The sequence below is a fragment of the Paenibacillus sp. GYB006 genome (genome assembly GCF_036577645.1).
In the GTDB taxonomy this organism is placed as follows: Bacteria; Bacillota; Bacilli; order Paenibacillales; family Paenibacillaceae; genus Paenibacillus.
In genome coordinates this window covers 321984-338463 of the sequence record NZ_JARBDA010000004.1, presented here as the reverse complement: position 1 = coordinate 338463, position 16480 = coordinate 321984, and the positions used below count along the sequence as shown (strand labels likewise).

14 protein-coding genes are annotated in these 16480 nt (G+C 37.9%); 11 read left to right on the top strand and 3 right to left on the bottom strand.

The annotated features are described in order from the left end of the window. Positions 1-3: 3 nt before the first annotated feature. The 6 genes from PV403_RS12785 (at position 4) to PV403_RS12760 (ending at position 8891) form a co-directional block, all read left to right on the top strand. Positions 4-1473 (top strand): glycoside hydrolase family 32 protein, encoded by a 1470-nt coding sequence (locus PV403_RS12785; RefSeq protein WP_213536082.1) that lies wholly within the window; start codon positions 4-6, stop codon positions 1471-1473. A 37-nt stretch (positions 1474-1510) separates the two neighbouring features. After that, positions 1511-3505: a sucrose-specific PTS transporter subunit IIBC gene (locus tag PV403_RS12780; protein WP_332084889.1), complete on the top strand. Its 1995-nt coding sequence runs from the start codon at positions 1511-1513 to the stop codon at positions 3503-3505. A gap of 233 nt (positions 3506-3738) precedes the next feature. Continuing rightward, positions 3739-4842 carry a serine hydrolase domain-containing protein gene (locus PV403_RS12775; RefSeq protein ID WP_213536291.1) on the top strand — a complete coding sequence of 368 codons (1104 nt, stop codon included), beginning with the start codon at positions 3739-3741 and terminating at the stop codon, positions 4840-4842. Between the two features lie 102 nt (positions 4843-4944). Further along, positions 4945-6684, top strand: a complete 1740-nt coding sequence (locus tag PV403_RS12770) for an ABC-F family ATP-binding cassette domain-containing protein (protein ID WP_213536290.1) — start codon at positions 4945-4947, stop codon at positions 6682-6684. A 236-nt stretch (positions 6685-6920) separates the two neighbouring features. Beyond that, entirely contained in the window at positions 6921-7514 is a 594-nt protein-coding gene (locus PV403_RS12765) for a chloramphenicol phosphotransferase CPT family protein (protein ID WP_332085001.1), read from the top strand. A gap of 99 nt (positions 7515-7613) precedes the next feature. After that, on the top strand, positions 7614-8891 hold the full coding sequence (locus PV403_RS12760) for a S41 family peptidase (protein WP_332084888.1): 1278 nt from the start codon (positions 7614-7616) through the stop codon (positions 8889-8891). A 272-nt stretch (positions 8892-9163) separates the two neighbouring features. Here the strand turns inward: PV403_RS12760 and PV403_RS12755 are convergent, their stop codons facing one another. Then, positions 9164-9349, bottom strand: coding sequence for a response regulator (locus PV403_RS12755; RefSeq protein WP_332084887.1), 186 nt, complete (start codon positions 9347-9349; stop codon positions 9164-9166). A gap of 202 nt (positions 9350-9551) precedes the next feature. Here PV403_RS12755 and PV403_RS12750 point away from each other — a divergent pair, with 202 nt between their 5' ends. From PV403_RS12750 to PV403_RS12730, 5 genes are all read left to right on the top strand, one after another. After that, complete coding sequence (locus PV403_RS12750; RefSeq protein ID WP_332084886.1) at positions 9552-10484, top strand: alpha/beta hydrolase family protein; 933 nt, start codon at positions 9552-9554, stop codon at positions 10482-10484. Between the two features lie 70 nt (positions 10485-10554). Then, positions 10555-11022, top strand: a complete 468-nt coding sequence (locus PV403_RS12745) for a tubby C-terminal domain-like protein (protein WP_442951761.1) — start codon at positions 10555-10557, stop codon at positions 11020-11022. 29 nt (positions 11023-11051) lie between these two features. Then, entirely contained in the window at positions 11052-11273 is a 222-nt protein-coding gene (locus PV403_RS12740; RefSeq protein ID WP_332084884.1) for a hypothetical protein, read from the top strand. Between the two features lie 432 nt (positions 11274-11705). Further along, positions 11706-13784 carry a beta-galactosidase gene (locus PV403_RS12735; RefSeq protein ID WP_332084883.1) on the top strand — a complete coding sequence of 693 codons (2079 nt, stop codon included), beginning with the start codon at positions 11706-11708 and terminating at the stop codon, positions 13782-13784. 286 nt (positions 13785-14070) lie between these two features. After that, the gene (locus tag PV403_RS12730) at positions 14071-14907 is read left to right on the top strand and encodes an AraC family transcriptional regulator (RefSeq protein ID WP_332084882.1); all 837 of its coding nucleotides are present in this window, start codon (positions 14071-14073) and stop codon (positions 14905-14907) included. 89 nt (positions 14908-14996) lie between these two features. Here PV403_RS12730 and PV403_RS12725 read toward each other — a convergent pair whose 3' ends face one another. Beyond that, the gene (locus PV403_RS12725; protein WP_283771294.1) at positions 14997-15281 is read right to left on the bottom strand and encodes a dihydrofolate reductase family protein; all 285 of its coding nucleotides are present in this window, start codon (positions 15279-15281) and stop codon (positions 14997-14999) included. A 1-nt stretch (position 15282) separates the two neighbouring features. Continuing rightward, on the bottom strand, positions 15283-16455 hold the full coding sequence (locus PV403_RS12720; RefSeq protein ID WP_332084881.1) for an MFS transporter: 1173 nt from the start codon (positions 16453-16455) through the stop codon (positions 15283-15285). Positions 16456-16480: the final 25 nt, after the last annotated feature.

Sequence of the window (16480 nt, the reverse complement as noted above, 5' to 3'; positions counted from 1 at the left end):
AAGATGAAAATAACAAGGGAAGAAAAGTACAGGAAGCTTGAACAAGCTTTTCCCGGAGAAGTAGACAACCTTATTGCTCTTGTTGGAAAGTCACCATGGAGACAGTTGTTTCATATTCAGCCGCTTACCGGTCTTCTTAATGATCCCAATGGTTTTACCTTCTTTCAGGGAGAATATCACTTATTCTATCAGTGGTTTCCTCTCGGAACCTATCATGGGATGAAGTATTGGTATCATACTAAATCTAGGGATTTGGCTCACTGGGAGAATGTCGGTATTGGAATAGAGCCTGGAGGACCCTACGATTCACATGGTGCTTATTCTGGAAGCGGTATTGTGAAAGATGACAAGCTCTATCTTATGTATACTGGGAACTCACGTGATGAGGAGTGGGTGAGACATCCGTATCAAAATTTAGCTGTAATGGATACAGAGGGGAATATTATCAAAAAGAACAGTCCTGTCATTGATTCGGTACCCGATGGATACACCGAGCATTTCAGAGACCCCAAGGTGTGGGGAAGTGAGGGCTCATATTATTGTGTAATCGGTGCACAACGAACAAACATGTCGGGATGCGCGGTAATGTATCATTCTCCAGATTTAATCGAATGGACATTTGAAGGAGAAATTGTTACAAAATTAGATCAATTCGGGTATATGTGGGAGTGTCCAGATTACTTCGAAATGGACAATCAAGGTGTATTATTATTTTCACCTCAAGGTGTTAGTCCTGAGGCTGATGCTTTCAATAATATCTATCAATCGGGTTACATCATTGGAGAGCCACTTGATCTGTCAACTAGAATATTCAACCATGGCCCATTTCAAGAGCTGGACCGAGGGTTTGACTTTTATGCACAGCAAACCACCGAAACGCCGGATGGCCGCCGAATTTTAGTTGGATGGATGGGACTCCCTGAATCAAAATACCCAACAGACAATCAGGGCTGGGCGAATTGCTTAACTCTGCCAAGGGAATTGATCCTTAATCAAGGCAAAATGATTCAGCGTCCGGTACGCGAACTAGAACAGTTACGCAAAGAACAGTCCGATGTTCAAGACTTGTTGAGAGATGAAACAAAAATATTCCCGGATTTTAATGGCACTACTTATGAACTGATTTGTGAATTTACGAATATGAATGCACAGCGGTTTGGTGTTGAATTCCGAGCAGGGAAGAATGAAAAAACGGTCCTGTGGTACGATCATCTGAGCAAGAAAGTGATACTGGATCGCTCTATATCCGGTGAGCCTATCGAGTCAGCCTACGGAAATGTACGACGCTGCCCATTAGATGCTGACAAAGTCAAATTCCAACTGTTTGTTGATACCTCCTCGGTTGAAGTCTTTGTCAACGATGGAGAGGAAGTTTTCGCAAGCCGTATTTTTCCAAGTAAAGACAGTACGGAAATTCGCTTTTTCTCTAGCGGAGGAGCCGTTTCATTAGAAGCATCGCTTTGGAGGATTTGACGTAATAGAAAACCGAATAGAAAAGGAGCAGTGTTATATGTCTGAAAATCACGAAATAGCTAAGCAGGTTATTGAGGCCATTGGCGGCAAGGAGAATGTTGCCTCATTCGCCCATTGCGCTACCCGTCTACGTATAATGGTCCACGATAAGGAGCTTATCGATCAAGCCCGTGTAGAAAACATCGATAAGGTAAAAGGTGCATTCTTTAACGCAGGACAATTTCAAATCATTTTTGGAACCGGTACCGTTAATCGGATCTTCGATGAGGTTGAGAAGCTTGGAATTAAAGGTACTTCGAAAGAAGAAGTGAAAAGTCAGGGGAAGAAAGAAGGAAATGTTTTTCAAAGAGCGATAAGAACATTTGGCGATGTTTTCGTCCCGATTATTCCCGTACTCGTTGCAACCGGTTTATTTATGGGTTTACGTGGACTTCTTACGCAAGAGCAAGTTCTGGCGCTGTTTGGAATAACGGCTGCTGATATCTCCCCCAATTTCTTGCTTTTTACTGAGGTATTGACGGATACCGCATTTGCCTTTTTACCCGCGCTTGTAGCATGGTCTGCATTTCGTGTATTCGGCGGAAGTCCGGTACTTGGGATTGTACTTGGCCTGATGTTGGTAAATCCGGCTCTTCCCAACGCATACAATGTTGCTAACGGATCAGAAGAAGCGCTTTACATGTTCGGATTCATTCCTATCGTGGGATATCAGGGGTCTGTTCTTCCTGCATTCTTTGTAGGTTTTCTTGGAGCAAAATTCGAGAAATTTCTAAGAAAAAGAGTACCCGAATCCATTGATCTCATTGTAACTCCATTTATTACACTGCTTGCCATCATAACGCTTGGATTGTTTGCCATCGGACCTGTGTTCCATACGGTTGAGGATTGGGTCCTACACGGAACGATGTTCTTATTAGATCTTCCTTTAGGAATATCAGGCCTCATTATCGGTTTCTTCAATCAAATCATCGTAGTAACCGGTGTGCATCATATATTCAATTTTTTAGAAATCCAGCTGCTGGAGAAGACCGGTTCGAATCCATTTAACGCCATTATCACTTGTTCTATGGCCGCTCAAGGTGCCGCATGTTTGGCAGTCGGATTAAAAACGAAGAATGCGAAGCTAAAAGCACTGGCCCTTCCTTCATCGTTCTCATCTTTTCTCGGAATATCGGAACCCGCAATCTTTGGTGTGAATTTACGATATATGAAGCCATTTGTTATGGCACTCATCGGTGGAGCCGTAGGTGGTTTCATGGCATCCATATTCGGTTTGGCAGGAACAGGAATGGCAATCACCGTAATTCCCGGAACGCTGCTTTATTTAAACAATCAACTGTTTCTGTACATTTTATGTAACGTTGTTGCGATGGCAATTGCTTTTATATTAACCTGGATGTTCGGTTATAAAGATGACAAGATCGAGGCAATCTCGGAAGGTGTACAAAGTAAGGAACGTGTTCAGAAAACTACTATGAGTAGTAGTGTTATTACATCAGATACATCAAATATACCGAGTAGATCAGAAAACACTGCGAAGAAAGAAGATGGATACACTCTAAAATTTCCATCACCTATTACTGGGAAGACTATACCGCTTGAATCTGTCCCAGATCCGGCTTTTGCTGAGAAACATATGGGAGAGGGATATGCTATTGAGCCTGCGGAAGGTAAAGTATATGCTCCTTTTGACGGTGTTGTTGCACACCTGATGAATAAAAGTAAACATGCACTAATATTGGAGCATGAGAGTGGTGTACAGCTCTTGATTCATGTAGGGATTGATACGGTTTCACTTAAAGGATCTGGGTTTACAACTCATGTTCAGACTGGAGATTCAATAAAAGAAGGACAATTGTTGCTAGAATTCGATATGGATTACATCTCAGAAGCTGGACTGTCTACGATTACTCCTGTACTCATTCCTTCGGGTATAGAGGAGGTTGCAGCTATGAATGTGAATACAGGCATTCAAACGACTGCGAACAAGGATGAAATTATGGTTGTCCAAATGAATTCAAAAGAAAAGTAGAATAAAGGAAAATACCTGAAAGTCGCTATTTTAGCGGCTTTTTTTATTGTATCTCCCATTTCCGATTGGACACGTTTCTAATTGATTACGTTCGTTAATTCTAAGCTAGCGGACAGGAAGAATGGAATATGGTAACGAATACATCATTTATCTGCTCGAAATAGTCAGGATAACTTAGATTTTTAAATTCGAGTAATGAGAGGGCTCATAAAACGAAAAGGAGTACTTTTACAATGAAGGATATACATAGTTTGGTCTCAGATTACACGAAAGATAAAAAACATTTACAACTTGTTATCGGGATGATTAGGGATGGAGATGTTGAATACTACTCGTTTTGCAATAATAAAAAGAAAAGTATGATCCCCCCTGAACATAGGTTGTTTGAAATCGGCTCCATTACTAAAGTTTTTACATCCATACTCTTATTAGAAATGGAAAGGGAAAAACTTCTTTCCTCGGATGACATCGTTGGTAAGTACGTGCCAAATGCCAACAACGATTATTTGAATAAGATTACCTTGAAAAGCCTTGCTACCCATACCTCTGGATTACCTGTATTAGCAACAAACCACATTTTATCTAAAAACAGATCGAATCCTTATTTAATTTATACCGAGGAAGATTTAACTGCTTTTTTATCTACTGCAGACTTCACGGATCAGATCGGTTCTTTTGGATATTCCAATATCGGTGCGGCCATACTTGGAAACATTCTATGTAAGGTGTCAGGTCATACGTATGACGAACTGTTGAAAAAATACATAACGAGTCCATTAAAGATGAACGAGACAGCCGTTAAGCTTGTTTCAGAACAGAATGGCAGGTTTTTAAATGGACATGCTTCAAGTGGGAAAAGAGTCCCTCATTGGGATGATCTTTCTATACATGAAGGAGCTGGGGGGATTAAGTCATCTGTTAGCGATTTGAGCTTATTTGTCCAAGCCAATCTAAATGATGATAATCCGGTAGCCTCTACACTGCTAAAAAGTCATCTTCCTATATCGATTGAAAAATCAAACCGTTATTTTGGCTGGGCTGAGGATAATCTTCTAAATCAAGGAATCCTCTGGCATAACGGGGCTACCGCTGGTTTTAATAGTTATCTAGCTTTCAGTAAGGAACTCCGTGCAGGAGTTGTATTGCTATCCAATTATTCATTTTTCTCGAATTCTCTTATCGATTATTATATCGCTCAACTAAAGAAATGGATTACTAAAAAAGAGCCTTCGCAAGGAACGATGATAGACTCTGCAGGCAAAAAAATACTTGAAGCAATCATAAGAAGCAAAACTCATGAAAGTAACAAAGAATTTCGAATTGTGGGTGAGGGCTAAAAATGAATTGTACTTGGTAGTAAACAGTGTTACTCTAAAAGTCTGTGTTTGATAATACTATTAATAATAGCCAACATTTTAGTTGTAAAGAAAGGTAACACGATGATAAAAGTTGATAACTTATCCTTCTCATTTCCACAAAAGGAACTATATAATAACATTTCGTTTACGCTTGAAGAGGCGCAACATTGCGCTTTTATAGGAACCAGTGGCAGTGGGAAAAGTACACTGATCGATATACTGATGGATCCCGAAAGACATTTGTTCGATGGCAAGTTAGAGATAGACCCGGATTGCAGCATCGGGTACGTAAGTCAGTTCTCACAAGTAGACAAAACGAAAGAAATGACCGTTTTTGAATATATAGGAGAAGAATTTATTAAGATACAAGATGAAATCACATCGATTTATGCTGAAATGGCAACCACGTCGGATATGGATGCGCTCTTGGAAAAGTATCAATCTGCTTTGGACGCCTTTGAGTCGATGGATGGGGATAATTTTGAAAGCACCATTAATAAGCAGCTGAATCTGGCAAACCTTATGAAGCTAAAAGATCTTAACATATCCTCCATAAGCGGAGGGGAATTCAAACTCATTCAAGTGATGAAGGAAATGCTTAGTCGTCCGGACCTCATGATTATGGATGAACCCGATGTATTTTTGGATTTTGAAAATCTAAGAGCGCTTAAAAATTTGATTAATTCTCACAAGGGAATGCTGCTCGTTGTTACACACAACCGATATCTATTGAACCATTGTTTCAACAAAATTATACACCTTGAAAACACAGAGATCCAAGAGTTTGATGGTCGATATATTGAGTATAATTTCTCATTACTTCAGACAAAAATAGAGTTGCAAGAAATCGCAGTCGCTGAACAAGAAGAAATTGAAAGATACGATGGCATCATTGATAATCTTAGAGCGATCGCAACTATTAATTCAGAAGCATCTAGAGGGAGAGCATTAAAAGCTAGAGTTAGATTCCAAGAGAGATTGGAAGCACGTAGAATTAAAGCACCATTTGTTGATATTAAGCAGCCGAATATTCGTTTTGATATGGATCATGAGATGGATGACACTACGGTTATAAATGTCAGTAATTATCGTGTTGCCTTCGACGAGCTGCTGTTAGACAATGTTAGCTTTGAGATTAAATCTACAGATAAAGTAGCCATTATCGGTCCAAACGGTACCGGGAAAACGACGTTACTCCGAGATATCTTTAAAAACAGTCATGATTCAATTGAAATAAATGCGGATGTTACCGCGGCTTATTTATCTCAGGTTCAAGGCGAAATGCTAACGGATTCGAATACAATACTAGATGAGTTCATCGATGCTGGGTTTAAAACTTATGATGAGATTAGGTCGTATGTTGCAAACTATGGCTTTGAAGGAGAAATCCTTGATCAAAAGATTGGATCATTATCTGGTGGAGAAAAAAACTTGCTTCAATTGGCTAAGGTTTCTGCCACTAAAGCAAACGTATTACTTCTTGATGAACCGACAAGCCATTTAGACACCTATACACAAATCGCACTGGAGAAAGCCACCCAAGACTATAAAGGTGCGGTTCTCATGATTTCTCATGATTTCTATTCTGTTGTAAATGGGATGGACTACGTTTTAATCATTGACGATAAGACGATTAGTAAAATGAGTATGCAAGAATTTAGACAGATGATTTATACGAGTCATTTTAATAAAGACTATCTCGAAATGGAACAAAAGAAAAAATCGATTGAAATGAAAATAGAATTGGCTTTAAAGGATACTAATTTTGAATTAGCAAAAGTATTAGTAGATGAGTTAGAAGAGCTAATTAAACTGCTATAACCGAAAGAGACACTGATGGGTAGAATATCAGTGTCTTTTTGCTGTATGGATTTCTTTATATGAGGGGGAGAGATCCACACAGGAAGGAGAACTCAATCGGCAGCTCGTTGAACGGACTGGCAGGAATATTTTAATCATCACGCGAATACTTTCCAGGTTGGATAATTTTGTGTAATTTGTAAATATCACGTTATTCTAAAGAGACGCAGTGATTACATTTTGAAGGGATGATTACTCTGAAGCAAGGGATATTAGTATACTTAAATGGGACTTCAAGTTCTGGAAAGACATCCATATCGACTGAACTGATAAATCAGAAAGAAATTCATTTTTATCATTTATCTATTGATGAATTTTTTATTAATTACAATCATTTTGTTAACAATAAATTTCCAGATGAAGCTCCAAGAGGAATAGATCATCAAGTTGTCTCACAAATCGTTGATGATTCCATATTCTCAGTGTACCATTCGACAATTACATTGTTATTGGAATTGGGTTTTAATGTAATAGCCGATACCGTAATCGACAATGACAAAAGGTTTACTGCGTTTCTTGATCAATTTTTCAATCGGCCTACGTTATTTGTAGGTGTAACATGCTCAAAGGAAGAACTCACAAGAAGAGAGCAAGCAAGAGGAGATAGACAGATTGGACTAGCAGCTTCACAGTTTAGCAAAGTATATTGCTTTGACGAATATGACCTCGAAGTAAATACAGAAGAGTTGAATCCAGCAGAATGTGCCGAAAAGATATTAAGTTATATTAAGTCCGATATTGAATACTCGGTATTCAAGAATTTACATAAGAGAAATGTTAGTGTCTCCTAGACGACGGATCTATAAGACAACACATATTCAATATAACCTCCAACCAAATCATTTGATTGGGGGTTATTTTATATAAAGATTTGGAGGGGGAATATTAAATTGAAGTACTCAAATATATTTGCTGAAATTGTATCTATTATGCATCAGGATTATGCAGGATATGAGGAGAAAAAAGGTTGGGATCATCCTGATTATTATACAAAGAAAATAGAGGAGCTTGAAAGAAGTGGGTTCATTACGCCGCAACTGTTTGCTGAACTTGTGAATGAATACCTTATTAGTTTCCAAGATCGTCATATGTATTTTAATTTGCATAATTCAGAAAAGGTAGAAGTTAAAACTTGTGGTTTTACGGTAAGAAATTACGAAGACACTTTATACGTAACAGAGACGAATGAAGAGGATCGATTTGAAAAAGGGGCAAAAATTGTTTTTATCGATGGAGAATCCATTTCTTCTATAAGAAAAATGCACCATACCATGCTTAGGGAATCTCATCCTGAGAGAGAAGAATGGGATGAAATCCTGAGCAGAGCTACATATTTTGAACTTATCAACGAGAATGAAGAATTAGTAAAACTGGAATTAAAATTATACAAACGTTCTCCTAGAAAATCTACTTATACTATTGATTTTATCAATGAGAGCACTTTATTATTAACTTTTTCTGATTTTGCAGATACCAATAGAATAGTGAATTTAATAGAACAACATAAGGATGACCTGCTTGAAAGTAAAAATGTGATTGTTGATGTTCGGAATAATAGGGGAGGTAATTCTCATGCTTCTTCTTCTCTATTGAGATATATCTTTAAAAAAGGAGAGAAGCCAAGTTCTCCTCTTAAAGTCCGAGAATTTAATTGTTCTGACCGTAATGTGGAACTTTTTTTAGAACAGGCTGAGAAAGTTCGAAGTTCAACAAATAATGAAGAAACACTTAAAATGGTAGAGTACGGTGAAAACCAATTTAAAACATATTGGAATCAAGGATTTGTTGCTTTTGACTTTTCGGAATATATTGCAGATTTAGAAAACAATTTCGAGGGGGAAGACACCCCAGAAAAGGTAATTATCTTATCTGACTATTACTGTGCAAGTGCGGGAGAAGAATTTGTTGAAACCAGTAAAGATTCATCCAAAGTAACCATCGTAGGACGTGCCACCATGGGATTAAACGATTATAGTGACATCGTGTGTGTCCAGTGGGACAAACAATTCTCCCTATGTTATCCAATATCAAGACTTCAGCAGAAGACAGAAATAGATCCCATACATGGAAAGGGAATTCAGCCTCATGTATATATAAAATGGACACCTAAACACATTGAAGAAGATATAGATCTCCAGCAAGCATTGAAATTAATAGAGAAGAGTTAAGGAACAGTTCTAGTAAGAAGAATGGAATTCAAAACAAATCGTTAATCCACAAATGTTTACAAAGGGGACGCTATTCCAACCGATATACTAAACATTGCTCTAAAACCCCATCCAGTATGAATAGTTATATTTTACGCCTGTTACATTATACGGACTTAAAACTGAATAGTAAAAAGAGTTCAAGCCCCGCCTATTTGCTCTCTGTACTATATTTGAAGACGCATTATCATGGAGAACAAGTAACGGTGTCAAATCATCTTGTGTGCGATCCACTAAATTAAAACACAGAATCCGTATGTAACAGCCAACATGCCATTCTCCGCCAAGAATGCCTCATTTCCTGCAGACCCAGTAGCGATCTTAATTAATTTAGCTGTATTTTTGTCGTCTTCTACAATGAGGATTTTGCATGTCTTCCTTATTCCCTTCTTGGACATCTGTACGTAAGTGAACTGCATTCAATCACAAAATCCCCCTTCAAGTGAAGGGGGATTACTCTGCTTGTAGTTTATTTTCAGTTTATTTTTTCATGTTAATGTTAATCAAATGCACTAGCAGATTTTCAAAATATGCAGCAACTATCTCTGTTCGGTCGTTCTATGATTACTTTCGGACAGATTCTAACTGGTATTGAATGCACTAAGAAGGAGATTAAGCAAGATGAAAAGAGCGTTAAAAAAAATGTTGAAAATCATTGGAATTATAATACTAGTTTTTGTTGTTCTATTAACTTTACTAGTTGTTAAGATAGTACGAACCCCAATGGTTCCTAATGATTATACGCAAACCGTCGTAACTGGAGGAGATATTGAAGCAAAATATTTAGCGATGGGTAATTATGAAGTGAAATATAAGGAAGAAAAAACGACTGAAGTATTGAAACAATATGAAGTATATTATCCTGAAGAGTTAGAACAAAGTGAAAGAAAATATCCAGTAGTCGTATTTGTAAATGGAACTGGTGTATATGGATCAAAATATAAAGCCTTATTTAAACATTTATCATCTTGGGGCTTCATTGTGTTAGGTAATGAGGATCCTGGAACGTGGTCAGGAGAATCCGCAGATAAAACACTAGAGTATATTATTAATGAAAATAGTAACAAAGATAGTATTTTTCACAATAGAGTTGATTTAGATAATATCGGCATATCCGGGCATTCTCAAGGTGGAGTAGGGGTATTTAATGCAATAACAGAAAACAATCATAGTGATCTTTATAAAACTGCTGTAGCCCTTTCCCCAACACATGAAGAAGCAGCTATTAAGCTAAATATTCCATACGACTTAACAAAAATAAAGATTCCGACAATGTTAATTGCGGGTACTGGAAACTTTGAAACTCAGATGGTTATTCCTCTGGAAAGTATGAAAACAATGTATGAAAAGATAAATGCTCCAAAAGTTATGATGCGTAAAACGGGCCATGAACATGGAGACATGTTGTATGCGGCAGATGGCTATGTGACAGCTTGGTTTATGTGGCAATTACAAGATGACGAAGAAGCAAGTAAAGCATTTATTAGAGAAAATGCGGAGATAGAAGGCAATGAATTATATCAAAATCAAAAAATAAATATTTTTGAGGATTAAAACAGTACAACTGATTGCAAAGAGCAGATGGCACTTACAGATAAGTCTCCATCTGCTTTAATTATTTTCAATGAATATCCAAATCACAAAAAAAGTTCAAAGGGTTTACAAAAATAGATTTCAGAGAATTTGTGATCTAATGATGAATCATACCTTTGTTGTAAATATTAAGGCATCTGATAATAGTGATAATGTTGTTTGTAATATAAACGAAAAATTAGGGCTTGATAATTTGATAAAATCTAAATGGGAGGGCACTTCCATTATTATGGGAGATTTTACGGTTGTTGATCGAACTAAGATAAAAACTAATCTAAGAGTTGATGTTCAAATTGATGGAGAGATTTTCTTGAAAATTAAAAAAGACGTAGGAGATAAGAGAGTTTTCTTTTCAACAAGTGAGGATAATGAAATAGTAGCAGAAGTTAGTTATCATAACCCTGTGTTTCCAAGAGACATAACAATAAGTTTAAGATCATTAAACCTACATTGTTTAGATATAGCAGCTTTATATTATATTTTTGATAGTAGGTGTTGATATATGAAGATCAATTTGAGGAGGAAACGATGAAAAACGATAAACATAAATTTTTATCGGTATTTCTTGTTGTTGGATTTATTATTGGGGCTTGTATAGGCATGATAATATGTGATTTCTTAGACCTTAACATAGGTTTCAGTATTGCACTGGGGGCCGGTTTTGGAATGTTATTAGGCATTGTTATGGGTTCCGTTATAGATTATGAACGGCAGAATAAAGAAAGGGAATCCAGTTTGTCTACAATTTAATAATCACTGAATTGATGTCGCGCGTAAAGCGCATGAAAAAGGTATTCAGCACAAGTTGTTGTCCAGAGCCAAGAAGAAGAACATAGACCGATTATCGATCTGACACATAACTAAATAGTGATTAGATGTACGGGTTAAATAGAGTGGTATCCCTTTGTTGGGATATCGCTCCATTTTTGTGTGTCAATTCTACAGATACAACACTTTCACTTGTTTTAAGTTCTTTCCAGCTTTGCAATTCAGCCGAGAATGTAGACCTATGCGTTCACTATGACTTACCGAGCATTTCTGTTTACATACTTACTTTCATAAAAATGTTCATTTTGTACTATTTTATCATCATGATAATCCTAACGTACCGATCTTCCTCTACGTTACAATGACATCAGTATAAGACAAGATTAAGATTTAGATTACGAGAGGGAGACTGTGATGTATAAATTTAAAAAATATCAGAAACCTGAGGTTTTGCAAAATCATTTAAATCTTGGAGGGGAAAATCCTGTAGGAGAAAAGATTAGTGTAACAAGTTTATATATTACACGCAATGGTAAGCCTTCTATTCCGGTCATGGGTGAATTTCATTATTCCAGATACAATAGAAGTGACTGGTATGAAGAGCTTTGTAAAATGAAAGCAGGCGGAATAACGCTTGTATCTACCTATGTGTTCTGGATCTATCATGAAGAGAGCGAAGGGGTATTCGACTTCTCAGGTGACAATGATCTCCGTGCTTTTATATTGGAATGTAAGAAGGCTGGGCTTGAAGCAGTTATAAGGATTGGACCATGGGCGCATGGCGAATGCAGGAACGGCGGACTTCCGGATTGGCTGCTCCAGAAACCATTTAAGCTGCGTGAGAACAATCCAGAATATCTTAAGAAAGTACATATCTTTTATGAAAATATTTCGAAGCAGGTACAAGGACTTTTCTACAAAGATGGAGGAAACATCATTGCCGTTCAGTTGGAAAATGAGTTAACCAATGATGCTGAGCATCTGGCCACGTTAAAAGAAATGGCTGTGGATTGCGGTATGATTGCTCCAATATATACGGTAACTGGATGGAATGCTGTGGAGGGAGCTCGAATTCCTGTTGATGAGGTGTTTCCTGTATTTGGGGGATACTGTGATGCTCCATGGGACGATCACCTAAATCAACTTCCGCCATCTCCTCATTATTTCTTTACTGGTATGAGAAATGACACAGGCATAGGAGCTGATCTCCTTCCTCAAGAAATTGAAGAAGATGGGCAATGGCGATTGCCATATGAAAGATATCCATTTGCAACTTGCGAATTGGGTGGAGGTATTCAAGTCACACATCACCGCAGACCAATAATTAAAGGTATGGATATTTACAGCATATCGCTTGTAAAGATTGGTGATGGTAACAATCTGATTGGCTACTATATGTACCATGGTGGAACCAATAAAATTGGCAAGCTGTCGACTTTCCAGGAATCAAAAGCAACAGGTTATCCGAATGATTATCCCATTCTTTCATATGATTTTCAGTGTGCATTATCGGAGTATGGAGAAGTTCGAGAGCAGTACAGACTGCTGAATATCCTTCATTTGTTTGTACAGGATTTTGAAGAAACACTTGCACCGATGACCAGAGTGGAAGCTGAGAATTCAGTTTCAAGAGAGGATACTACCTCATTGCGATATGTGATGCGGACAGATGGTAAGAGTGGATATGTATTTGTTAACCATTATCAAAGGCTTTCTAAGCTTAAAGATGTGCAGAACGTTATAATTGATACAGGCAGTGTCATATTCCCGTCGATTAATGTATGTGGTGAAGTAAGCTTCTTCATGCCGTTCCACATGGTGTTGTCAGGTATTGTTCTTGACTATGCCACAGTGCAACCGTTATGCAGAGAAGGAGATACCTACTTCTTTGCGCAAATTCCTGGAATTACAGCAGAATATCAATTTAGTGATGGACAGAATATAACAGCTCAGGCGGGGTTTGAATCTGCATTTCAGGTCAACGGCACCACTGTTGTTACACTTAGTTGGGATCAGGCACGTTATCTGCGCAGACTGGATGGGGAGCTTTATGTAGGTGATGGATGTGACCTGTATAAAGTTGCTGACGACATTCGCTCTGTGGAAGACGGTGAATTCCAATATTGGTATTGGAATGGTGTAAGATTTAACCGAAAGTCTATTCAGCAATCTTATACAGCACCTGCTATTACGTACTATGATGTAGAACAGCCTCCTTTTGAACCGAAACATACAGAGCAACTTCATATAGGCGGGGAGCGAAAAGTCAAATGGCAAAAAATTTCCGTTACAGGATCAGAAGGGTTCTTAGATATTGATTACTATGGCGATGTAGCACAAATCTACGCAGATGAAGAACTCGTTGCTGACAGTTATTATTATGGAGATGTGTGGAGAGTACCAGCAAGGTTGTTGAATGGAAAGCAATGTTACCTTGCGGTATCGGAAATACGAGACGATTTCTATAGAGAGTTTGAAAGCAAGAACCATTAAGAAAGTTATACAGTAGATTTGAAGCAGCGTAGATTTATTAACATGAGTTCATGTATTTAAAAACCAGAATCCTACATTTGAGAGGGTTCTGGTTTTATTTAACGATGGGTACTAATCATGAACTAAGTTCATCACCTTGTTGGGATTAATCAATCCTTAGTTCATTTCGATTAATTACTGATCTATAATTATATATAAGTCTAAGATTAGAATATAACTACATTCAGATTGCAGTACTTCAGAACAGTATTGTTGTCTCATTTTGAAGGAGAGATCTAAGAGGAGCATGTTACCATTCAGGCTTTTTCATAATAAAGGCAAAATCGAATTACCATTGTCATTGTATAGTTGCGGATTACATCACCAGCACATGATGCATCGGCCTATTGGTTATCCAACATTTCAGTGCATGATTTGCTTTGGAGGATCAGGTACCTTTCACTTTGAAAACATGCCTTACATTAAGATGAAAAGGGGAGATATCTTGTTTGTGCCAGGCAAACTCGCTCATGATTATGGTCCATCGGCAACTGAACCCTGGCTATTAGGATATATGGGAATCGAGGGAAGCTTTGTTGAGTCCCTTGTTAACGCACTACAACTTACAATTATGAAACCAATCTCAGTGAATGAATCAACGATACAGCAGCTTGAATCAGATATCAAGGAGTTATGGCATGTAAGTGAAACTGAGGAGAGCGATCCATATCATACGGCTTCTACGAAAATATATAGTATGATAACGTACATCGCTACAACGACTCATAGCGAGAAGCCAATGCAAAACTATCGAAGGAGCACGAGCGCCAAAGAAATGCTTCGCGCCTCGGTACAATATATGGAACAGCATTATATGGAAGACTTAAGCCTCGCTAATATTGCAGATACGGTCGGTTACTCCAAGCAGCATTTTCAACGTAAGTTTAAAGAGATATATGGCGTGAATCCCAGTCACTATCTACAGCGCCTTCGATTACACAAAGGGGCAGAGCTTTTATCTGAACATTCAGAGCTGTCTGTAGGTGAGATCGCGACAATGGTAGGTATGGATTTAAACTATTTTGTGCGTATATTCAAACGAGAGCACGGAATCACTCCCGCCAAATATCGATTCACGGATTGAAAGGTAAAGACGAGAGGTTAGGTATTAAAAATGAGCCTTCAAATCAAAAACGATAAGTACGGGTTTTAACCTACTTATCGTTTCTCACACTAATTCTCTCTCACGGAATAACGAATCCATAATGTTCCGTAATCCAATTCTTCAACGGATTTAAGTTTAAAGGCAATTTCTTTAATGCTGGAATACGGTTCTTTTGCGACGAAGAACCGGTGGGCTTCTGGATCGCCATTTGCGATAGGAGCTAAGATGACACTAACTTCATCAACTAGTCCGTTTTGTACAAAAGACCAATTGATCGTTCCGCCTCCTCCAACCATCATTCGCTTGATGTGAAAGAGGTTGTAGAATTTGTCTAACATCATTTCATAATCAATGTTAACTAGCGCTTTGTTTGGTTATCGAATTAAACATATAGTTTCTTAGTACAATAGATGCTAAACTCAATATCAAAAATAGCATTCCTCCTAATACGATATATTGTGTGCCCATTCCTGATATGATAAATCCCGCTACTGCAGTGCCAATTGTTGTTCCTAAGTTACTACCCGCTAAAAATATTCCATTAGCAAAATCTGGAGCATTTGGAGCAGCAGAAGTAATCCAATATTGACTAACATTATTTCCTATTGCAAATAATATCCCCCACAATACAATAGTGATCATCATAGGGACAGTGAACTTACCTGTGACGAATGACAAAACATGAACGATTCCTAATGCGATTGGAAAAAATGTGGCTGTTTTAATAGCATTTTTAGTAAGTAATTTTCCTCCTGTTAAATTTCCAACTAGACTTGCTAAGCCCAAAACTAGTAATGCAAAAGTTAAGGTTGTACCTGTTATATTGGTAACCGTTTCAAGATATTCCGTGATGAAAGTATTCACACTTGCAGTTGCCGAACCTATAAATACCACGGTTGCTATAGCTAACCAAAAAATCGGCTTCTTCAATATACTTACTTGAGCTCCATATGAAAGTCTTTCTTTAACAGGTAAGGAGGGAACAAATATCAATGTAGCGATGAAGGCAATCGCATTTACGATGGCAAAGAAAACAAAAGTCATTTCCAGTGAACTGGAACTAGCAATATAGTTTGTAATTGGTACACCAAGTACCATCCCTGCAGTTACACCCAAAATCACTTTAGAAACGGCCTTTGGTACTTCTTCCTTACTAACGGACGTAGCAGCTACTGTCAGAGCCAGCGAACAGTAAACTGGATGAAAAAAGGCTGGGATTACACGAGCAAGTAACAATAGGGAAAAGTTATATACAAATATGGAGACAATGTTACCTACAATGAAAATACCCAGAACAAGAAGCATTACCTTCTTGCGGTTGATACCTGAAAACAATAACGGCATGATGGGGCCAGATATGGCTACAGCAAGTGCAAAGAGACTCACTAGCAGCCCTGCTGTAGATACTGTGATATCAAAATGCTCAGCAAGTAAAGGTAATATCCCTGCAACTCCCATTTCAGTCGTTAGGATACCGAAAACTCCTACGGTCAAAATTAGGATAAGTAGGCTATTTTGTTTAGTCATTCATTTAGTCTCCTTTGGTCTTTCA